This window comes from Streptomyces sp. NPDC107550, assembly GCF_055639095.1.
Genome location: NZ_JBVKBC010000032.1, coordinates 54,918 through 75,314, shown reverse-complemented (window position 1 = coordinate 75,314; position 20,397 = coordinate 54,918). Strand labels below are relative to the sequence as shown.

Sequence of the window (20,397 nt, the reverse complement as noted above, 5' to 3'; positions counted from 1 at the left end):
GGCCTCGTACTGGATGTACTTGGCCTTACGCCCGGTGCGGCGAGAGTGCGTGCCAGGCGTCGCGGGGCAGACGGGACTTTGCGGACACGCCCTAGCGGCGTTCGGGGCGCATCGAGGCGGCGCTCGACACGTACCGGACGGGCCTCGGACACCGCGCGGCCCCCGGCACGACGACCCTCGGCCCCGGCCCGGCCCGCCCCCCGCTGTGACGGCCTGAGTCCTCTGAGACGTCCCGGTTGCCGGGTTCCTAGACCTTGCTCGCCTTCAGGGAGTACATGAGCGGCACGCGCGGGCGGTCGGCCGGGAAGCGGTACGTACCGTCGTCCGCCCCGCGCAGCGAGCCTAACCGCTGGAACAGCGTGCTGTCGTGCTCATGCAGGAAGTCCAGGCGCAGGCCCGCCGCCGCGAGCGCCGTGACGACCTCCCCGAGCGGGTGCTGCCATTCGGCGGCGCGGTTGTGGACGGTCGGCGCGTCGCGGTCGACGTACGTGCCGGACTCCTCGTAGACGAGCGGGTCCGGGGCGAAGTAGTCGTGGGTGACGCGGGAGCCGGTCTCGTCGTCGAGGATGTCGCACAGCGGGTGGAACTCGGCGAGGTACAGGAAGCCGCCCGGCGCGAGCAGCGCGGCGACCGTCTCCGCCCAGCGCCGCACGTCGGGCAGCCAGCACAGCGCGCCGACCCCGGTGTAGACGACGTCGTACGAGGAGTCCGGCACCGCCTCCACCGCGTCGTACACGTCGGCCGTGACGAACGCGGCGCGCTCGGGGCCGTAGCCGAGGTCGGCCGCCAGGTCGCGGGCCGCTTCGATCGCCGGGTCGGAGAAGTCGACGCCGACGACGCGGGCCGCGCCGCGCCTGGCCCACGACAGGGTGTCCGTCCCCAGGTGGCACTGGAGGTGCAGCAGGGACGCGCCGGTGACCTCGGCGCCGATCTCCTCGACCTCGAAGGCGCGCAGGGTGTCCTGTCCCGCGCGGAAGGCGGGCAGGTCGTAGAAGGCGCTGTCCAGGTGCAGCGGGACGCGCTCGTCCCAGCGGCGGCGGTTGGTCTCGCGCAGGCCGTGCCAGTCGTCGGGGCCGGGCGGAGGGGGTGCGGTGGACATGCCCCGAAGTTATCCACAGGCTGGGGACCCCGCCAGCGGATTGTCGGTGGGGAGGGGCACTATGGGGCCATGACGAGCGAGAGCAACCGTGCCATGCCCGACTGGGAGAAGCGCTTCAGGGCGCCGCGCGTGTCCCTGCCCGACTGGGCGGAGGACGCGCCGGACCGCTCCCTGTTCGTGTCCAACGCGACAGGGACGTACGAGCTGTACGCGTGGGACCGGGCGAGCGGCGAGCAGCGCCGGGCGACGGACCGGGCGAACGGCACGACGGACGGCGTGCTCTCCCCCGACGGAGCCTGGATCTGGTGGTTCGACGACACCGACGGCGACGAGTTCGGCGTCTGGCGGCGCCAGCCCTTCGAGGGCGGTCCTGACACCGAGGCCGTCCCCGGGCTCGCGCCCTCCTACCCGGCGGGCCTCGCGCTCGGGCGGGACGGGCACACGGTCGTCGTCGGCCGCTCCACCGACGAGGACGGCACGACCATCCACGTGGTGCGGCCCGGCTCGGACAGCGCCGAGGAGATCTACCGGCACGCCGAGTCGGCGGGCGTCGGCGACCTCAGCCACGACGGCACGCTGATCGCCCTGGAGCACACCGAGCACGGCGACGCGATGCACTCGGCGCTGCGCGTGGTCCGGCTCGACGGTTCGACGGTCGCCGAGCTGGACGACTCCGAGGGCGGCACCCGGGAACTGGGCCTGGAAGTACTGGGCTTCGCGCCCGTCGAGGGCGACACGCGGCTGCTGGTCGGGCACCAGCGGCGCGGGCGCTGGGAGCCGATGGTGTGGGACGTCGTCACCGGCGAGGAGCGCGATCTGGCGCTCGACCTGCCCGGTGACGTGTCGGCGGAGTGGTACCCGGACGGTTCGGCGCTGCTCGTCGCGCACAGCTTCGAGGCGCGCGGCGACCTGTGGCACTACGACTTCGCGTCGGGCGCCCTGACCCGGCTCGACACCCCGCTCGGCACGGTCTCCGGCGCCTCGGCGCGGCCGGACGGCAGCGTGGAGTACCTGTGGTCGTCGGCCGCCGAGCCGCCGGCGGTGCTGTCCACGGCGGGCGGCCGGGTACTCGACCCGCCCGGGATGAAGGCGCCCGCGTCGGTGCCGGTGGAGGACGTGTGGGTGGACGGCCCCGGCGGGCGGATCCACGCGCTCGTGCAGAAGCCCGCGGGGGCGAGCGGGCCGCTGCCGACGGTGTTCGAGATCCACGGCGGGCCGACCTGGCACGACTCGGACGCGTTCGCGGCGGGGCCGGCCGCGTGGGTCGATCACGGGTACGCGGTCGTACGGGTCAACTACCGGGGTTCCACGGGGTACGGGCGCGCGTGGACCGACGCCCTCAAGCACCGGGTCGGTCTGATCGAGCTGGAGGACATCGCCGCCGTCCGCGAGTGGGCGATCACCTCCGGGCTCGCCGACCCCGACCGGCTCGTCCTCGCGGGCGGCTCCTGGGGCGGCTACCTCACGCTCCTCGGCGTCGGCACGCAGCCCGGTTCCTGGGCGGTGGGGCTGGCGGCGGTGCCGGTCGCGGACTATGTCGCCGCGTACGAGGACGAGATGGAGGCGCTCAAGGCCCTCGACCGTACGTTGTTCGGCGGGGCGCCGGAGCAGGTGCCTGAGCGGTATCGGGCGTCGTCGCCGCTGACGTACGTCGATGACGTGAAGGCGCCGGTGTACATCTCGGCCGGGGTCAACGACCCGCGCTGTCCCATCCGGCAGATCGACAACTATGTGGCTCGGCTTGCTGCGCGGGACGCGGTGCATGAGGTGTACCGGTATGACGCGGGGCATGGGTCGCTTGTCGTGGAGGAACGGATCAAGCAGGTTGGGCTTGAGCTGGATTTTGTGCGGCGGCGCTTGTCGTTCTGACGGGTGTCAGCCCACCCACCCGCCCGCGCGGGGAGCTGAAAACCCCCGGGGGCTCCGCCCCCTCCCCCAGGCAGTTCACCCACCCACCCGCCCGTGCGGGGAGCAGAGAACCACCGGGGGCTCCGCCCCCTCCCCCAGGCAGTTCACCCACCCACCCGCCCGTGCGGGGAGCAGAGAGCGCACCCTCCGGGGGCTCCGCCCCCTGACCCCCCGGAGGGCGTTCGTGCCCGGGGGGGGGGGGCGGGGAGGGCGGGGAGGGCGGGCGAACGTGCTCCCACCCGGGGGCTCCGCCCCCTGGCCCCCCAGGGGGCGGTCGTGGCCCGGGGCCCAGGGGCGAGCGTTCCCGTCCCAGGGTCAAGGCGGGCGTTCCTGCCCCGGGGGCAGGGCGGGCGTACCCGTCCCGGGGGGGGCAGGGCGGGCGTGCTCGCTCCCGGGAGCGGTCGTTCCCTGGGGCCCAGGGCGGGTGAGCGTGCCGGGGGGAGGGCGGGTGTTCCCGTCCCGGGGAGGCAGGGCGGGTGAACGTGCCCCGGCGGGGAGGGGCGGGTGAGCCTGCCCTGGGAGCAGGGCGGGTGTGCGTGCCCCCTTCCGGGGGCTTCGCCCCTGGCCGCCCGGGGCGGGCGTGTCCCAGGGGCCAGGGCGGGCGGGCCCCGGAGGGGGAGAGCGGGCGGGCGCGTTCCCTCCCGGGAGCGGTCGTGCCCGCGTCTCAGGGCAGGTGAGCGCGCATCCCCCCCGGGAGTTCCGCCCCCTGGCCCCCAGGGGGCGGTCGTGGCCCGGGGAGCGAGGGCGGGCGTTCCCGTCCCGGGGGCGGGGCGGGTGCGCGTGGCCCAGGGGGCGGGGCGGGCGTTCCCGTCCCCGGGGTAGCAGGGCGGGCGTTCCCCGCCCGGGGGCAGGACAGGCGTTCCCCGCTGGGGGGACAGGGCGGGCGGGCCCCGCCCGGGGGGCTTCGCCCCCCTGACCCCCAGGGGGCGGGCGTGGCCCAGGGCCCCGGGGCGGGCGTTCCGCCCCGGGGGGCCGGCGTTCCCGTCCCGGGGGGCGGGCGTTCCCGTCCCGGGGGGCAGGCGTTCCCGTCCCGGGGGGCAGGCGTTCCCGTCCCCGGGGGGGGGCAGGACGTTCGTGCCCCGGGGCCAGGGCGGGCGGGTGGGCTCGCTCCCCGGGGCGGGCGTGCCCCGGGCCCGGAGCATGCCGTCCGCTCCTTCCGGGGAGCGCGTGTCCGGGGCCCCGCGATCGGCATTCCCCCGCGCGGCCGCCGGCCGGGGCGCTTGCGGGCTCGCGGCTTCCGAGGACGCCCGTCAGTTCCCCGAGGGCATCCGCACCCGGCGCCGCCCCCTGAGGCAGCCGCCGCCAAGGGCACCGCCCCCGTATCGGTGGGGGTGCGGGGTGGTGGGGTGGGGGGGTGGTCGTACCGTGGGAGGCGTGTACCGGTTCCTGCTGACCCCCCGCTGGTGGGGGATCAACCTCTTCGTCCTGCTGGCGGTCCCCTTCTGCGTCTTCATGGGCTCCTGGCAGCTCAGCCGCTTCGAGGACCGGGTGCAGGATCACCGGAGCGCGAGCGAGCAGAGTTCGGCCAACGAGAAGGCGAAGCCCGAGGCGCTGGCCTCGCTGCTGCCCGTCGACCAGAAGACGTCGGGGCGGCGGGCCGAGGCCCGGGGACGTTACGACAAGCAGCTTCTCGTGCCCGGCCGTGAGCTGGACGGCAGGACCGGTTTCTACGTCGTCACGCTGCTCAAGGTCGACGGCACGGAGAAGGCGCTCCCGGTGGTGCGCGGCTGGCTGCCCGGCAAGGCGTCGGCGGCGAAGGCCCCGGCGCCGCCGAAGGGCGAGGTCACCGTCGTCGGGTCGCTCCAGGCGTCGGAGTCGCAGGGCTCCTCCGGGGTGAACGCGGCGGGCGGTCTGCCGTCCGGTCAGGTCGGCATGATCAGCGCGGCGTCCCTGGTGAACCTCGTCCCGTACGGCGTCTACGACGCGTGGGTGACCGTCGACAAGGCCGACGCCCCGATGCGGGCCGTGCCCGCGTCGGCTCCGCAGGGCAGCGGGCTCGACCTCAAGGCGTTCCAGAACCTCGGGTACACCGGCGAGTGGTTCGTCTTCGCCGGGTTCGTCGTCTTCATGTGGTTCCGTCTGGTGCGCCGCGAGGCGGAGGCACTGCGCGACGCCGAACTGGGCCTCATGGCGGAAGAGACCACCTCGGACGGCACCGCGTCGGACGGCACCGCACCGGGCGGCACCGCGTCGGACGAGACGGACCCAAAGCCCGTACCCGCGTCCTGAGTCCTGAGCGCTCAGGACGCCGGCAGCAGGCCCGTCTTGTAGATCGTGCCCGCGCACGCGTTCGCCAGGGTCGTGGAGGCGCTCGGGGAGCCCGGGTCGGCCGTGTGGGTGACGACGACGCTGCCGTCGCCCGTACCGTCGGCGCCGAGCTGGGTGGACAGGCCGGAGTCGGAGGTCGCCCCCGTCTCGCCCGTGCCCGCGGACGCGGACGGCGTGGGCGTCGGGGTCGGTTCGCCGCCGCCCCCGGTACCGCCACCGCCCGTGCCGCCGCCGGTCGGGGTGCACGGCGCCGAAGGCACCCAGGCGAACCGCACCTCGTACGCCTGGCCCGGCGCGAGCACGAGCCGGCTCGCCGCGGTCGACGGGTCGGGCAGGCCGCTCGCCCGGTCGCCCGGCGTGTGGTCGACGACGCCGATACGGGTCGCGTCGGCGCCGGCCTGCGCGAGCGTGACGACGCTGCCGGGGCTGTTGACCGTACAACTGGCCGTCGAGACGTTAGAGACGCGGAACGAGCCGTAGACCGTGCCGGAGGCGTCGGGGACGCCCACCGAGGCGAGCGCCTGGCCCAGGTCGGCCGAGCCGCACGCCGGGGAGCTGGCCGCGGCGGTGGCCGCCGCGTCGGGGCCGCCGGTGGCCGCGCCGCCCGCCGCCTTCTCCTTGTCGCCCGCGCGGTCCTTGGCGCCGCCCTTGCCCTTCCCCTTGGCCTGCGCGGAGGCGCCCCCGCTGTCGTGGCCGCCGCCGGAGGACTTGCCCGCGTCGGCCCCGCCGTGGGTCGCCTGGCTGTTGCCCGCGATGGAGGGGTCGGCGTCCGACGAGGGCGCCGCCGCCACATGCAGGACCGCCGGCACGGCCATGGCGACGAAGACGCCCGCCGCGATGGCGCCGACCGTGGCCTGCCGTCTGCGGGCGCGCCGGGCGGGCACCGCGCGGCGCAGCTTCTCCAGCGCCGCGTCCGAGGGTTCGAGGTCGCCGACGGCACGCGCCATGAGGCGGCGCAGCGCCAGTTCGTCGTCGCCGTCACCGCCGCCGAGGCCGCCGTCCCCGCCGGTCGGCGCTCCGGGCTCGTCGGGGCCGCCGGTGCCGCCCACGAAGAGGGCCCGCGTGCGGGCGTCGTCCGTCACCTCGGGCTCGTCCCGCTGCTCGGTGTCCTCCGCCGCGCCGGGGTCGGCGGGTGCGGGCGGGGCGGTGGCCGCTGCGTCGGCCGGGCGGTGAGGGCCGTGGTTCACAGTCGCGTTCCCAGCGTGTTCGTCCTGCGTGTGGTGCTCGTGGCGGCCGGGGCGCGTGCCCCCGCGGGAGCGCCGCCTGCCCGGCCCGAGGCCAGTGGGGCTCATACCGGGGCCTCCATTGCGATGCGCAGGGCCGCGATGCCCCGGGACCCGTACGCCTTCACCGAACCCAGGGATATCCCGAGCGCCTCGGCGACCTGCGCCTCCGTCATGTCGGCGAAGTACCGCAGCACGAGGACCTCGCGCTGGCGGCGCTGGAGCCCCTTGAGGGCCTGCTTGAGCGCGTCCCGCTCCAGCAGGTCGTACGCCCCCTCCTCGGCGCTCGCCATGTCGGGCATCGGCTTGGTGAGCAGCTTCAGCCCGAGGATGCGGCGGCGCAGGGTGGAGCGCGAGAGGTTCACGACCGTCTGGCGCAGGTACGCGAGGGTCTTCTGCGGGTCGCGGACGCGCTTGCGCGCGGAGTGCACCCGGATGAACGCCTCCTGCACGACGTCCTCGCAGGAGGCCGTGTCGTCCAGGAGCAGCGCCGCGAGCCCCAGCAGGGACCGGTAGTGGGCGCGGTAGGTCTCGGCCAGGTGGTCGACGGTGGTACCGGCTGCCGGCATCGCGTCGTCAGTACCCGTCGCCGGCGCGGGTACGCGCGTCGCGGGCATGGGGGCGATCACCGGCATGCCGCCGGCCGCGCCCGTCCGGGGACGGCGCACGCCGAGGGGAGGCCGTAGGGCCGTGCCCCGCGCCTGCACCGCTGTGAATTCCAGTACCTCTGCTGCCACGACTGTTGGACACGCTTCCCCCCGTCAGGGTTGTACGCGTCCGGCGCCCCGTTTGCGACAGAGTCCGCCACCCCCGCGGATGACGACAAACCCCTTGCCGACATGCGTACCTGCTCTTCCCCTACGCCCCGTTTGTCCCTTGCGACCCCGTGGCCCTGCGACGCCTGCGAACGATGACCGCAAAGACGCTCCCCGCTCCGCGCGCGGTTGCGGGAACGGGGAGGGAAATCTTGGGCAGGCCGAAGGCCCGGGTTCAAGTGGTGTGGACCACTCGCCCCCACAGGACTTACACAGATCCTACGAGCGGATCCGGATATGGGAAGGGGCCGCCCGTAAACCGGACGGCCCAGGAGGCGCACCTCACGCGCCGGTGAACTCCGCCGCGACCAGCTCGGCGATCTGCGCCGTGTTCAAAGCGGCGCCCTTGCGCAGATTGTCCCCGCACACGAAGAGTTCGAGGCCCGTCGGATCGTCGAGGGAGCGCCGCACCCGGCCCACCCACGTCGGATCGGTGCCCACCGCGTCGGCGGGCGTCGGGAACTCGCCGGCCGCCGGATTGTCGAACAGCACGACGCCCGGCGCGGTCGCCAGGATCTCCCGCGCCCGGTCCACGGTGACCTCGCTCTGGAACCGGGCGTGAACGGTCAGGGAGTGCGTCGTGACCACCGGCACCCGGACGCAGGTGACGGCGACCCGCAGCTCGGGCAGGCCGAGGATCTTGCGGGACTCGTCCCGCACCTTCATCTCCTCCGACGACCAGCCGTCCTCGCGCAGCGACCCGGCCCACGGCACCACGTTCAGCGCCACCGGCTCGGGGAAGGGGCCGGTCAGTTCGCCGAGCGCGCGGCGCAGATCGCCGGGCCCGGTCCCCAGTTCCGTACCGGCGACGACCGCGAGCTGCGCCCGCAGCGCCTCGACGCCGGCCCGGCCCGCGCCGCTCACCGCCTGGTACGAGGAGACCACCAGCTCGCTCAGGCCGAACTCGGCGTGCAGCGCGCCGATCGCCACGATCATCGACAGCGTCGTGCAGTTGGGGCTCGCCACGATGCCGCGCGGGCGGACCCGGGCGGCGTGCGGGTTGACCTCGGGGACGACGAGCGGCACATCGGCGTCGAGGCGGAACGCGGCGGAGTTGTCCACCACGACCGCGCCCTTGGCCGCGGCGACGGGCGCCCACTGCGCGGACACCTCGTCGGGCACGTCGAACATGGCCACGTCGACGCCGTCGAAGACGGACTCCTCCAGGGCGACGACCTCGACTTCCTCGCCGCGCACGGTGAGCTTGCGCCCGGCCGAGCGGGCGGAGGCCACGAGCCGGATCTCGCCCCAGATGTCCGCGTGCTGCGACAGGATCTGCAGCAGAACGGCGCCGACGCTCCCGGTCGCTCCCACGACCGCGAGCGTCGGGCGCCGCACGGATGCCTCAGCAGGCCGGTGCATCAGCGGCCGGTGCCCCCGTAGACCACGGCCTCGTCGGAGTCCGAGTCGAGGCCGAAGGCGGAGTGCACGGCGCGGACCGCCTCGTTCACGTCGTCGGCGCGGGTGACGACGGAGATGCGGATCTCGGAGGTGGAGATCAGCTCGATGTTGACGCCCGCGTCGGTCAGCGCCTCGAAGAAGCCGGCCGTGACGCCCGGGTTCGTCTTCATGCCTGCGCCGACCAGGGAGATCTTGGCGATCTGGTCGTCGTAGCGCAGCGACTCGAACCCGACGTTCGCCTTCTGCTTCTCCAGCGCGTCGATGGCCTTGCGGCCCTCGGTCTTGGGCAGCGTGAAGGAGATGTCGGTCAGGCCCGTCGAGGCCGCCGACACGTTCTGCACGATCATGTCGAGGTTGATCTCGGCGTCCGCGACGGCCCGGAAGATCTTCGCGGCCTCGCCCGGCTTGTCGGGCACGCCGACGACGGTGACCTTCGCCTCGGAGGTGTCGTGCGCGACACCGGAGATGATCGCCTGCTCCACGGACTCTGCCCCTTGCTTGTTTCCGAGTGGCTCGTTGCTGACCCAGGTGCCCTGCAGCCCGCTGAAGCTGGACCGCACGTGGATCGGGATGTTGTAGCGGCGCGCGTACTCCACGCAGCGGTGGAGCAGCACCTTCGACCCGGAGCTGGCCAGCTCCAGCATGTCCTCGAAGGAGATCCAGTCGATCTTGCGCGCCTTCTTCACGACACGCGGGTCGGCGGTGAACACACCGTCGACGTCCGTGTAGATCTCGCAGACCTCGGCGTCGAGCGCGGCGGCGAGCGCCACGGCCGTCGTGTCGGAACCACCGCGGCCGAGCGTGGTGATGTCCTTCTTGTCCTGCGAGACGCCCTGGAAACCGGCGACGATCGCGATGTTGCCCGCGTCCAGGGACTGCTGGATGCGGCCCGGCGTGACGTCGATGATCCGGGCTTTGTTGTGGACCGAGTCGGTGATGACGCCGGCCTGGCTGCCCGTGAACGACTGGGCCTCGTGGCCCAGGTTTTTGATCGCCATGGCCAGCAGTGCCATGGAGATCCGCTCCCCGGCGGTCAGCAGCATGTCGAATTCGCGTCCGGCAGGGATCGGGGAAACCTGCTCGGCGAGATCGATCAACTCATCCGTCGTGTCACCCATGGCCGACACCACGACCACCACTTGGTGGCCGTTCTTCTTGGCGTCGACGATGCGCTTGGCGACCCGCTTGATGCCCTCGGCATCTGCAACGGAGGAGCCTCCGTACTTCTGCACGACAAGGCCCACGTGCGCTCCTCGCTCAGTCCGTCTGTCACCGCTCGTACGTATGCGTACGGCGGTCGGCTCAGTCTAACGAGCGGCCGAAATCCGCCCCGGCCCTACCGCATCGTGAGATGTCCCGCCCACGACGTGATCACCGGGTTTCCTCTTACGGGCCGGCCGCTCCGCTCGGGCACATGCCCGCAGGCACGCGGATCAACCGGAAAGGTGGGCCGGGTCACATTCCGTGCGCCCTACTTGACCGGGCGCAGCCCCAGCGGGCCGGCGATCTCCTCGGCCATGACACGGCCCGCCTCCTCCTCCAGGGTGCCCTCGGCGGCGGCCAGGTCCTCGTCGGTGTCGAGGCCGTCGAGGTCGTCCAGCGGCTGGTTCAGCCGGACGTGCGCCACCAGGGACTGCAGCGCGCGCAGCGTCGCCGACGCGGTCGAGCCCCAGTTGGAGAAGTACGAGAACTGCCACCACCACAGCGCCTCGGTGACCCGGCCCGCGCGGTAGTGCGCCATGCCGTGCCGCAGATCGGCGACGACGTCCGCGAGGTCGTCCGAGATCCGCGCGGCGACCGGCGCCTTGCGCGGCTCGTACGGGTCGAAGACCTCGGAGTAGACGTCCACCGGGTCGAGCATCCGGGCGAGCCGCTCGCGCAGGTCGTCCACGTCCGGCTCCGGGCCGAGGTCCGGCTCGTAGCGCTCGTCGGGCACGATGTCCTCGTGCGCGCCGAGCCGGCCGCCGGCCAGCATCAGCTGGGAGACCTCCAGCAGCAGGAACGGCACGGCCGAGTCCGGTTCGTCGCCCTTGGCGATCTCCGTGACCGCGACGATGAACGACTCGATCTGGTCGGAGATCTGGACCGCGAAGTCGTCCGGGTCCCGATGGGCGGCGTGCAGCGTGGCGTCAGACATCTAGGAGTCGTCTCCCCTCGAAGGCGCGGCCGAGGGTCACCTCGTCCGCGTACTCCAGGTCGCCCCCGACGGGGAGGCCGCTGGCCAGGCGGGTGACCTTCAGGCCCATGGGCTTGATCATGCGGGCGAGGTACGTCGCTGTGGCCTCGCCCTCCAGGTTCGGATCCGTGGCCAGGATCAGCTCCGTGACCGTCCCGTCGGCCAACCGCGCGAGAAGTTCTCGTATACGCAGATCGTCGGGACCGACCCCCTCGATGGGGCTGATCGCGCCGCCGAGCACGTGGTAGCGGCCGCGGAACTCGCGGGTCCGCTCGATCGCCACCACGTCCTTCGGCTCCTCGACCACGCAGATCACCGCCGGGTCGCGGCGCGCGTCCCGGCAGATGTTGCACAGTTCTTCCTGCGCGACATTGCCGCAGGTGGCGCAGAACCGGACCTTCGCCTTGACCTCCATCAGCGCCTGCGCGAGGCGCCGCACGTCCGTGGGCTCCGCCTGCAGGATGTGGAAGGCGATCCGCTGCGCGCTCTTGGGACCGACGCCGGGCAGCCTGCCCAACTCGTCGATGAGGTCCTGGACCACGCCTTCGTACACGGCTCGCCTGCGCCTTCAGATGCTCGGTCTCGATTGTCTGGATCTGCGGGTGGTGCTGGTACTGCTGGTTCTGCTGTGGTTACCGCTGGTCCTGCTCGGGGTGCCTGGTGCGCCCGGTCCGTACGGTCCACCCGTCCGGGGACTTGTGGTACGTACGGTAGTGCGCGCCGGGGCTAGAAGGGGAGGCCCGGGATGCCGCTGCCGCCGCCGAGGCCCTGGGCGAGCGGGCCGAGCTTCTGCTGCTGGAGCGTCTGCGCGTTCTCGTTCGCCGCCTGGACCGCCGCGACGACTAGGTCGGCGAGGGTCTCGGTGTCCTCCGGGTCGACCGCCTTCGGGTCGATGACCAGGCCGCGCAGCTCGCCCGAGCCGGTCACGGTGGCGCGCACGAGCCCGCCGCCCGCCTGGCCCTCCACCTCGGTGCGCGCCAGCTCCTCCTGGGCCTGCGCGAGGTCCTGCTGCATCTTCTGGGCCTGCTGGAGCAACTGCTGCATGTTGGGCTGGCCACCACCGGGGATCACGATCAGCTCCTGGGTCCGGTTCCGACGTCTGCGTACAAAACCGAGCCTACGTGGTCGCGCGGGCGCCCGCCCCGGCACCTCGCACTGCACTCTTTCGAGTGAGCCGAGCGGAAAACCGGCTGCGTTCCTATACCTGATGAGGGCCTACTTCTGAACGGAAAACCCGCGGAAACGGGACTTCGGCCACCCATTGGGCGGTAGCAAGATGCAGGACGTCCATCCCCGTCCGTGACCAGCCGGGTCCGTGAACCAGCCGAGGAGTGCCGGGTGAGCCAGCCGGAGATGCAGCCCGACGGGTCGCCCCACGAGGGGCCGGCCCAGGGCGAGGGCCGCGCCGCCCCGCCCGGTGGCCGCCGCTCCCCTGACCTCTCCGGCCGCGCGCTCCCCCGCGGCGACTGGGGCGAGCCCGCCGACCGGCTCGACGAGCTGTACCGCTGGGTCGAGCGGGGGGCGCTGCGGACCGCCGCCTGGTATCTCGCCGACCGGGTCTGGAAGCGGCGGGGGGCGCGGGTGCTGCGCGGGGGCGCGGCGCTCGGGGCCGTCAGCGGGGGTGTGCTGCCGCTGCTCGATCTGACCGGGGTGATCGGCGGGGCCGCGCCCTGGGGGTACTTAGCGCTGCTGCTCGCCGTGGCGTGCGTGGCCTGCGACCGGTACTTCGGGCTGACGTCCGGGTGGATGAGGGACGTGGCTACGGCGCAGGCCGTGCAGCGGCGCTTGCAGGTGTTGCAGTTCGACTGGGCGTCGGAGAGTGTGCGGGAGGTTCTGGGGCCGGCTGAGGGTACGGCCAGTGAGGCGGCTGAGCGGTGCCTTCTGGTTCTTCGGCGGTTCTCTGAGGACGTCACGGAGTTGGTGCGGGCGGAGACGGCGGACTGGATGGTGGAGTTCCGGCCCGGTGCCGGGGGGCTCGGGGGGCCGGTCCCCTCTCCCGGGGTGCAGCGCCCCGCGGAGCCCGCGCCGGGCCGCTTCCCCCTCCCCCCGGGCACCCGCCCCAACATGCCCCGCCAGCGGCCTCCCGAGCCGAGGTAGCCCCCGGGGCAGGGGCGGGCGTTCAGATCAGCCCCCTAAGGGGCGCGGGGAACTGCGCGAGAAGCCCCACCGGGCTGAACTGGACGCACGACATCAACGCACCCGGCGCTACCCCTGGGGCTCCGCCCCAGACCCCGCTCCTCAATCGCCGGAGGGGCTTGAATTACCGGCGCTGGGGCCAGCCCGGCAGGGGCGCCGCGGCGGGGCTTGGGTCGGGGGTGATTAGGGTTGGGGGGATTGGTTGTCGTTGGTTTTCGGAGGGCACCGTGTCGCCCGATTCAGCCCCCCCGCCCCCCACAAAGGGCACCGTCACCCGCTCCACCCTGCGCCAGCAGATCGCGGACGCCCTGCGCGACGAGATCCTGGCGGGCCGCCTCACCCCCGGCCAGGAGTTCACCGTCAAGGAGATCGCCGACGGCTACGGCGTGTCCGCCACCCCGGTCCGCGAGGCCCTGGTCGACCTGACCGCGCAGGGCATGCTGGACTCCGCCCAGCACCGCGGCTTCCGCGTACACGAGTACTCCCTCGCCGACTACCGCGCGATGATCGAGGCCCGCAGCCTGGTCGCGGACGGCATCTTCCGCGACCTCGCCGCCCGCCCCCCGGCCGGCCCGGACGCCCCGGAGGTCCTCGCCGGGGTCCGCCGCCGCGGCGAGGAGGCGGCCCGCGCGGCCGGCGCCGGCGACCTCAACGTCCTCATCGGCTACGACCTCCGCTTCTGGCGCGAACTGTCCGCCCTGTTCGGCAACCCGTACCTCTCCGACTTCTTCCACCGCCTGCGCGTCCAGTCCTGGATGTGCGCGGTCCCGCATCTGCGCCGCGCCGGCGACCTGCGGGGCCGCCTGTGGTCGGGCCACTGCGACCTCGTCGACGCGCTCGGCCGGCGCGACGCGGACGGCGCGCACGCCATCGTCGACGCCTACAACACGGACTCCCTGACGCTCGTCGAGCAGTTGGCCGGGTCGTAGCGGCCTCGCGGCGGGTAGCTGCAAGAGGGGGCACCCGCGGCGCGCCGCCGACTACCCTGACGCGTACGCCAGACCGCCCGAGCAACCGCCGCTTCTGAGGAGCCCCCTTGGCCTGTGACCTGTGGCTCGTCCCCCTCGTCGACGTGCTGTGCCACAGCCCCGACAATCCGTTCGCCGAGGAACTCGCCCTGTACGACAAGGCGTTGCACGAGGCAGGTCTGCCGTCGGTGCCGGTGTACGCGTACATGCCGGGGCTGTCCGGTGACGTGGCGCCGGTCGCCGGGTTCGACTATGACGCGCTGCACTTCCTGCGGCGGGCGTATCTGCTTCAGATGTGCGGGCTCGCGGTGACGCCGGTGGATGAACTCGGCGGGGACTACGAGCAGTTGCTGGAGATGTTCGAGCCGACCGCGCAGGACTCGCATCTGGTGTGGCACTACGACCACGCGGGGGCGTACGTTCCCGTGGACTTCGCGGCGCCCTTGTCCAACGAGGAGTTGCTCGCGGGGGGTGGGCCGCTGGGGTCGTCCCATGCGTTGTTGCGGGAGCTGGAGTATGTGGCGCCGGCGATCGGGATCGATCCGGGGAATCCGCCTGCGGCGCCGGCGCCTCCGGCGGGGCCTACGGCTTTGGAGGAGCCGGCGGTGGTGGGGGGGCTGGATGAGAGTCCGTTCGCGCGGGAGCGGCATGTCTGGCTGGGGCTGCATCAGGCGGCCACGCGCAGCCTGGCCCAAGGCTCCATGATCATCTTCAGCTGACCCCTCCTCAATCGCCGGAGAGGCTGGGAGTTCGGGGCTGAGGCCAGCCCCCTCAGGGGCGCGGGGAACTGCGCGACCAGCCACGACGCACCCGGCACTCTGGGGCTCCGCCCCAGACCCCGCTCCTCAATCGCCGGAGGGGCTTGAATTACCAGCGCTGAGGTGAGCCCCGTAAGGGGCGCGGGGAACTGCGCGCTCAGCCACGACGCACCCCGCGCCCTGGGGCGCTGCCCCAGCCCCCACTCCTCAAGCGCCGGAGGGGCTGGGAGTTGGGGCTCGGGGCCGATGGTTACGCGACGTGTGCGTCTGCCGCTGTCAGGGCCGTGTCGAGGGCCGCGAGGCCCTCCTTCAGTTCCGCCTCGGAGACGTTGAGCGGCGGCACGACATGCGTACGGTTCATGTTGATGAACGGCCACAAACCGTTCGCCTTGGCGGCAGCCCCGAACGCCGCCATGGGAGCATTCGCCTCCCCCGCCGCGTTGTACGGCACAAGCGGCTCCCGAGTGGAGCGGTCCCGTACCAGCTCAAGGGCCCAGAACATGCCGACCCCGCGCACCTCGCCCACGGACGGGTGCCGCTCGGCCAGTTCCCGCAGCGCGGGCCCGACGACCTCGGCGCCGAGCTTGGCGGCGTGGTCGACGATGCCCTCCTCCTCCATGACGTTGATGGTGGCGACGGCGGCCGCGCAGGCCAGCGGGTGCCCGGAGTACGTGAGCCCGCCCGGGTAGGCGCGCTTGCCGAAGGTGTCCGCGATCTTCCCCGAGATGGCGACGCCGCCGAGCGGCACGTAACCGGAGTTGACGCCCTTGGCGAAGGTCATCAGGTCGGGCGTGACGTCGTACAGGTCGGCGGCGAACCACTTGCCCGTACGGCCGAAACCGGCCATGACCTCGTCCAGGACGAAGACGATGCCGTACTTGTCGCACAGCTCGCGCACGCCCGCGAGGTAGCCCTCGGGCGGGAGCATGATGCCGGCGGTGCCGGGGACGGTCTCCAGGATGATCGCGGCGACCGTCGACGGCCCCTCGAACTGGATCGTCGTCTCCAGGTGCTCCAGCGCCCGCGCGCACTCCTGCTCCTCGGTCTCGGCGTAGAAGCGCGAGCGGTACAGGAACGGCGCCCAGAAGTGCACGACACCCGCGGTGCCGCTGTCGCTGGGCCAGCGGCGCGGGTCGCCGGTGACGTTGATGGCCTGCTGCGTGCCGCCGTGGTACGAGCGGTACGCGGAGAGCACCTTCGGGCGGCCCGTGTGCAGGCGGGCCATGCGCAGGGCGTGCTCGACGGCGTCGGCGCCGCCGTTGGTGAAGAAGATCTTGTCGAGGTCGCCGGGCGTGCGCTCGGCGATCAGCCGGGCCGCCTCGGAGCGGGCCTCGACGGCGAACGCGGGCGCGAACGTCGTCATCGACGCGGCCTGCTCCTGGATCGCGGCGACGACCTTCGGGTGCTGGTAGCCGATGTTCGCGTAGACGAGCCCCGAGGTGAAGTCGAGGTAGCGGTTGCCGTCGTGGTCCCAGAAGTACGAGCCTTCGGCACCGGCGACGGCGAGCGGGTCGATGAGCTCCTGTGCGGACCAGGAGTGGAAGACGTGCTTACGGTCCGCGGCCTTCACGGCTGCGCCGACCTGGGGATTCGGCTGAGGGGTCATGGGGCCGAGGGTAGATGTCGGTCCGTGGACACACCATCGGCGTCCTGTCTGCGCGCGAGCGGGGAACACGACAGTCTGTCCAAGGGCGGCGGCCTTGACGGCGCCTTAACCGGGCGTTAGGCAACGGCACGCCACAGTGGGCGCATGAAGGCGCGCAGTGTGGCCGCGACGGCGGCCTGGGTCGCGCTGTGCACGCTCGCGGGCGGGCTCGGCGCGTGGCAGTTGGCCGGGGCGGAGGGGGGCGGGTCGCGCGGGGAGCACGCGAAGACCCTCGACGACGCGGCGGTGCGGCGGGCGCTGTCCTCCGCGCGGGCGTCGCCCGGGCCGGCTGCTGAGCCGACGTCGGGGCGGGGGTCCCCGGGGGCGGGGTGGTCGCGGACCGTGCGGTTCGCCGGTGGGGCGGCGGCGGTCGAATGTGGGGGTGCGCGTGGGGGTGAGGTGTATCTCGTGGCGTGGAGTCCGGCCGAGGGGTACGAGATCGATGCGGATGATGTCGTACGGGGGCCGGGGGTGGCGGCTCGTCTGAAGGTGGAGCCGTCCGATTCGGGGGGCGGTGACGGTGGTGACGGTGACGGGGGTTCTGACGTCTGGTACGAGGTGCGGTGTGGGGGTGCTGGGCCGCGGGCGGTGCGGGTTCCGTCCCCGGAGGATGACTGACCTTGCCTGTGCCTCAGCCACGAGGGCGCTGCCCCCACCCCCCGGGGCTCCGCCCCGGCCCCCGCTCCTCAATCGCCGGAGGGGCTTGATCTACCGGCGCTGAGCCCAGCCCCGTAAGGGGCGCGGGGAACTGCGCGACCAGCCACGACGCACCCGGCACCGACCCTGGGGCTCCGCCCCAGACCCCGCTCCTCAATCGCCGGAGGGGCTTGAATTACCGGCGCCCGGTGATCTACCCCCTCCGGAGGCGCATACGGTGGGTGTATGGCCCATCTACTTGTTGTCGAGGACGATGCCGTGCTCCGCGGCGCCCTGGTCCGCGCGCTGCGCGACAAGGGACACGCCGTGGCGACCGCCCCCACCGGCATGGCGGGCCTGGACCTCGCCATGACCGACCGCCCCGACCTCGTCGTCCTCGACCTGGGCCTCCCGGACATCGACGGCGCCCAGGTCCTGCGCATGCTGCGCGCCGTCAGCGACGTACCGGTCATCGTGGCGACCGCCCGCGACGAGGAGCACGAGATGGTCGCCGTGCTCGGGGACGGGGCGGACGACTACATCGTGAAGCCGTTCGGCGCGGCCCAGCTCGACGCCCGGGTCAAGGCGGTGCTGCGCCGGCTCGGACTCCCCGGCGACACCGAGGAACCGTTGCGCGTGGGCGGCCTCGTCCTCGACCCCGGAGCGCGCGAAGTCACCCTGGACGGGAGCCCGTTGGATCTGACCCCGCGCGAGTTCGACCTGCTCGCCCATCTCGCGCGCCGGGCCGGCCAGGTCGTCTCGCGGCGCGAACTGCTCGCCGAGGTGTGGCAGCAGCCCCTGGGCGGCGCCGACAAGACCGTCGACGTCCATCTGTCGTGGCTGCGCCGGAAGTTGGGCGAGACCGCGCAGGCACCGCGCTATCTGCACACCGTCCGCACCGTCGGCGTGAAACTCATGGCGCCGGACGAGGACGGGGCCGCCTGACGGATGCGCCGCACCCTGCTCCTGCTGACCGCCGCGACCACCGCCCTGGTCCTCACCGCGCTCCTCGTCCCGCTGACGCTGCTCACCCGCAGCCACGCCGCCGACCGTACGACCGCCGACGCCACCGCCCGCGCCCAGTGGGTGGCCGCCGCGATGGGCGCCACGCTCGGCGGGCCCGACGAACGCGACGGCGCCGAGGAAGCCGTGCGCGGTGCCGACGAACCCGCCCGCTCCCGCACCTCCGTCCTCTTCGCCGACGGCACGGTCGTCGGCGCCCCCGCACGTGTCACGGACGCGGTGCGGCTCGCGCGGCACGGGCGGGCGTTCACGTACGCGCCGCCGAGCGGCGGGCGGCAGGTGCTCGTCCCCGTACAGGGCGCGGCGGCCGGGCCCGCTGTCGTACAAGTGACGCTCACCCGGGGGCAGTTGTACGACGGGATGCTGTCGTCGTGGTTCACGCTGGCCGGCATCGGGCTCAGCCTCGTACTGATCGGGCTGCTGCTCGCCGACCGGCTCGGGGCGCGGCTTGTGGGGGCCACGCGGGCGCTCGCCGGTACGGCGGACAAGCTCGCGGCCGGGGATCTGACGGCGCGGGCGACTCCACAAGGCCCGCCCGAACTGCGGTCGGTGGCAGGCGAGTTGAACCATCTCGCCGCCCGCATCGGCGAACTCCTCGCCCTGGAACGGGAGAACGCCGCCGACCTCGCCCACCGGCTGCGTACGCCCGTCGCCGCGCTGCGGCTCGACGCGGAGGGGCTGCGCGATCCGGAGGAGGCGGAACGGATCGGGGCGGCGGTCGCGGCGCTCGAACTCGGGGTGGACGACGTCATCCGTACCGCGCGGCGGCCGTTGCGGCAGCCGGCGTCCTCGGATCTGGTGGCGGTGGCGCGGGAACGGGCCGCGTTCTGGGAGCCGCTCGCCGATGACCAGGGGCGGGAGTCGCAGGTGCGGGTGCCCGGGGGCGGGGCGGAGTTGCGGGTGCCGGTGGCGGAGGACGAGCTGGGGGCCGTGCTCGACGCGCTCATCGGGAACGTGCTCGATCACACGCCGCAGGGGACGGGGTATCGGGTGCGGGTGGCGGAGGTCGTGCTGGAGGATGGGGTACGAGGGGGCTCGCTCTCCGTGTCCGACGGTGGGGGCGGGTTGCCCGTGGGGGCGTGGGAGCGGGGGGTCAGTGGCGGGGGTTCGACGGGGCTCGGCCTGTCGATCGTCCGCCGCACGGCGACCTCCACGGGCGCGGCCCTCTCCTACTCCCCCTCCCCCACGACCCTCTCTCTTACCTGGCCTCTCGCTCCAGCCCCGTAAGGTGCGCGGGCGCGCTGCCGCTGGGGAGCCGCGCTGAGACCAGCCCCCCCTCAGGGGCGCGGGGAACTGCGCGAGAAGCCCCACCGGGGCTGCACCCGAGGCACAACCTGTTCTCACCCCGCACCGACCCTGGGGCTCCGCCCCAGACCCCGCTCCTCAATCGCCGGAGGGGCTTGAATTACCGGCGCTGAATTACCGGGGCTGGGAGGGGAATGCCGTGTTCGTGGCCTGGGTCCAGGGGTGGGTGCCCAGCTCCGGACGGAGCACCGCGAACCCCCCGCAGAACTTGGAGAACTCCGCCCCCGGCACCCCGAACCGCTCAAGCACCCGATCCGCCTCCGTCATCACCCCCCGCGCCTTCGTCTCGACGAACACGAGCCCCCCGTCCGCCCGGACCTCCCGCCCGCCCTCCGCGTCCCGCACGACGAGCCCCGCGTCACACGTCACCCGCTGCCCGTCGGCGACGAACGTGGCCCGCTGGTACTCGGTCACGAGCGCCGCCCGCAACCCCTCCGGCGGAGCCACCCCGTACGCCCCGCCGAGCACCCCGGCGAGGAACCCGCGGCCCCCGCTGCCGAGCGCCGACTCGTCCCCGGCGAGCGGGCGCCGGTGCTTGACGGTACGGCCGCCGCCCTCGGTGAGCTTGACCTCGAACTGCCGCTCCCCGGTGTCCCGGTAGAGCCGCTCACGGATCCGGTAGCGCCGGCGCCGCCCCTGCCGGTGGTCGTGGTACATGCGCAGGTCGGCGGTGTCGTAGTACGTGGAGCGGTAGCCGAACCAGCGGCGTCCGCCGACGGACAGAGCGCGGAACGGGCCGTCCGCCCGGCGCGGGTCGGTGAGCAGGGCGGCGACGTCCTGGAAGACGTCCACCGGCACGAGGTACCGGCGGTCGTTACGGGTCAACAGCTCTGCCCTGCTGTTGAGTTCGTCGAGGGAGAGAGGGCGGGCGGCGAGTGCGGCGCGCCCGATGGCGCGTACGGCGGGGGTCACACGGTCTCCTGGTGATAGGCGGCTGCGGTCTTCGTCGTACTACCTGAGGGACGTTCGGGCCTCCCCGAATGTTCCCCAGTCTTCCGGCCGTCGGAAACGGACTTCCATGCCCCGGAGACTAGGC

Annotated in this window: 18 protein-coding genes; 8 read left to right on the top strand and 10 right to left on the bottom strand. The window is 73.3% G+C overall.

Annotation, left to right across the window (positions count from 1 at the left end):
• Positions 1–247: 247 nt before the first annotated feature.
• Positions 248–1,099, bottom strand: a complete 852-nt coding sequence (locus ACZ7LY_RS29305) for a class I SAM-dependent methyltransferase (RefSeq protein WP_471627754.1) — start codon at positions 1,097–1,099, stop codon at positions 248–250.
• A 93-nt stretch (positions 1,100–1,192) separates the two neighbouring features.
• On the opposite strand from ACZ7LY_RS29305, the gene ACZ7LY_RS29300 reads away from it, so the two are divergent.
• Both ACZ7LY_RS29300 and ACZ7LY_RS29295 read left to right on the top strand, forming a co-directional pair.
• Positions 1,193–2,968 carry a S9 family peptidase gene (locus ACZ7LY_RS29300; RefSeq protein WP_471627760.1) on the top strand — a complete coding sequence of 592 codons (1,776 nt, stop codon included), beginning with the start codon at positions 1,193–1,195 and terminating at the stop codon, positions 2,966–2,968.
• A 1,413-nt stretch (positions 2,969–4,381) separates the two neighbouring features.
• Positions 4,382–5,236, top strand: a complete 855-nt coding sequence (locus tag ACZ7LY_RS29295; RefSeq protein WP_471627753.1) for an SURF1 family protein — start codon at positions 4,382–4,384, stop codon at positions 5,234–5,236.
• 11 nt (positions 5,237–5,247) lie between these two features.
• Here ACZ7LY_RS29295 and ACZ7LY_RS29290 read toward each other — a convergent pair whose 3' ends face one another.
• The 7 genes from ACZ7LY_RS29290 to ACZ7LY_RS29260 all read right to left on the bottom strand — a co-directional run bounded on the left by ACZ7LY_RS29290 (position 5,248) and on the right by ACZ7LY_RS29260 (position 11,961).
• The gene (locus ACZ7LY_RS29290) at positions 5,248–6,462 is read right to left on the bottom strand and encodes a hypothetical protein (protein WP_471627752.1); all 1,215 of its coding nucleotides are present in this window, start codon (positions 6,460–6,462) and stop codon (positions 5,248–5,250) included.
• A gap of 101 nt (positions 6,463–6,563) precedes the next feature.
• Positions 6,564–7,133, bottom strand: coding sequence for a SigE family RNA polymerase sigma factor (locus ACZ7LY_RS29285; RefSeq protein WP_471627759.1), 570 nt, complete (start codon positions 7,131–7,133; stop codon positions 6,564–6,566).
• 462 nt (positions 7,134–7,595) lie between these two features.
• The gene (locus ACZ7LY_RS29280) at positions 7,596–8,675 is read right to left on the bottom strand and encodes an aspartate-semialdehyde dehydrogenase (protein ID WP_471627751.1); all 1,080 of its coding nucleotides are present in this window, start codon (positions 8,673–8,675) and stop codon (positions 7,596–7,598) included.
• Positions 8,675–9,958, bottom strand: coding sequence for an aspartate kinase (locus ACZ7LY_RS29275; RefSeq protein WP_471627750.1), 1,284 nt, complete (start codon positions 9,956–9,958; stop codon positions 8,675–8,677). Before ACZ7LY_RS29275 ends, ACZ7LY_RS29280 begins: the two co-directional genes overlap by 1 nt.
• 227 nt (positions 9,959–10,185) lie before the next feature.
• The gene (locus ACZ7LY_RS29270) at positions 10,186–10,851 is read right to left on the bottom strand and encodes a DUF5063 domain-containing protein (protein ID WP_471627749.1); all 666 of its coding nucleotides are present in this window, start codon (positions 10,849–10,851) and stop codon (positions 10,186–10,188) included.
• A complete protein-coding gene (gene recR, locus ACZ7LY_RS29265) occupies positions 10,844–11,443 on the bottom strand; it encodes a recombination mediator RecR (RefSeq protein ID WP_272114463.1) in 600 nt (199 codons plus the stop codon). Before recR ends, ACZ7LY_RS29270 begins: the two co-directional genes overlap by 8 nt.
• A 173-nt stretch (positions 11,444–11,616) precedes the next feature.
• Complete coding sequence (locus tag ACZ7LY_RS29260) at positions 11,617–11,961, bottom strand: YbaB/EbfC family nucleoid-associated protein (RefSeq protein WP_471627748.1); 345 nt, start codon at positions 11,959–11,961, stop codon at positions 11,617–11,619.
• A 267-nt stretch (positions 11,962–12,228) separates the two neighbouring features.
• Here ACZ7LY_RS29260 and ACZ7LY_RS29255 point away from each other — a divergent pair, with 267 nt between their 5' ends.
• The 3 genes from ACZ7LY_RS29255 to ACZ7LY_RS29245 all read left to right on the top strand — a co-directional run bounded on the left by ACZ7LY_RS29255 (position 12,229) and on the right by ACZ7LY_RS29245 (position 14,713).
• Positions 12,229–12,987 (top strand): SLATT domain-containing protein, encoded by a 759-nt coding sequence (locus ACZ7LY_RS29255; protein WP_471627747.1) that lies wholly within the window; start codon positions 12,229–12,231, stop codon positions 12,985–12,987.
• Positions 12,988–13,253: 266 nt separating this feature from the next.
• A complete protein-coding gene (locus ACZ7LY_RS29250; RefSeq protein ID WP_471627746.1) occupies positions 13,254–13,955 on the top strand; it encodes a GntR family transcriptional regulator in 702 nt (233 codons plus the stop codon).
• A 107-nt stretch (positions 13,956–14,062) separates the two neighbouring features.
• Positions 14,063–14,713 (top strand): hypothetical protein, encoded by a 651-nt coding sequence (locus ACZ7LY_RS29245; protein ID WP_471627745.1) that lies wholly within the window; start codon positions 14,063–14,065, stop codon positions 14,711–14,713.
• A gap of 289 nt (positions 14,714–15,002) precedes the next feature.
• Here the strand turns inward: ACZ7LY_RS29245 and ACZ7LY_RS29240 are convergent, their stop codons facing one another.
• Positions 15,003–16,358, bottom strand: a complete 1,356-nt coding sequence (locus tag ACZ7LY_RS29240) for an aminotransferase class III-fold pyridoxal phosphate-dependent enzyme (protein ID WP_471627744.1) — start codon at positions 16,356–16,358, stop codon at positions 15,003–15,005.
• 144 nt (positions 16,359–16,502) lie between these two features.
• On the opposite strand from ACZ7LY_RS29240, the gene ACZ7LY_RS29235 reads away from it, so the two are divergent.
• From ACZ7LY_RS29235 to ACZ7LY_RS29225, 3 genes are all read left to right on the top strand, one after another.
• A complete protein-coding gene (locus tag ACZ7LY_RS29235; protein ID WP_471627743.1) occupies positions 16,503–17,015 on the top strand; it encodes a hypothetical protein in 513 nt (170 codons plus the stop codon).
• Between the two features lie 264 nt (positions 17,016–17,279).
• Positions 17,280–17,978 (top strand): response regulator transcription factor, encoded by a 699-nt coding sequence (locus ACZ7LY_RS29230; RefSeq protein WP_471627742.1) that lies wholly within the window; start codon positions 17,280–17,282, stop codon positions 17,976–17,978.
• Positions 17,979–17,981: 3 nt separating this feature from the next.
• The gene (locus ACZ7LY_RS29225) at positions 17,982–19,283 is read left to right on the top strand and encodes a sensor histidine kinase (RefSeq protein WP_471627741.1); all 1,302 of its coding nucleotides are present in this window, start codon (positions 17,982–17,984) and stop codon (positions 19,281–19,283) included.
• A 192-nt stretch (positions 19,284–19,475) separates the two neighbouring features.
• Here ACZ7LY_RS29225 and ACZ7LY_RS29220 read toward each other — a convergent pair whose 3' ends face one another.
• Positions 19,476–20,273: a VTC domain-containing protein gene (locus ACZ7LY_RS29220; protein WP_471627740.1), complete on the bottom strand. Its 798-nt coding sequence runs from the start codon at positions 20,271–20,273 to the stop codon at positions 19,476–19,478.
• Positions 20,274–20,397: the final 124 nt, after the last annotated feature.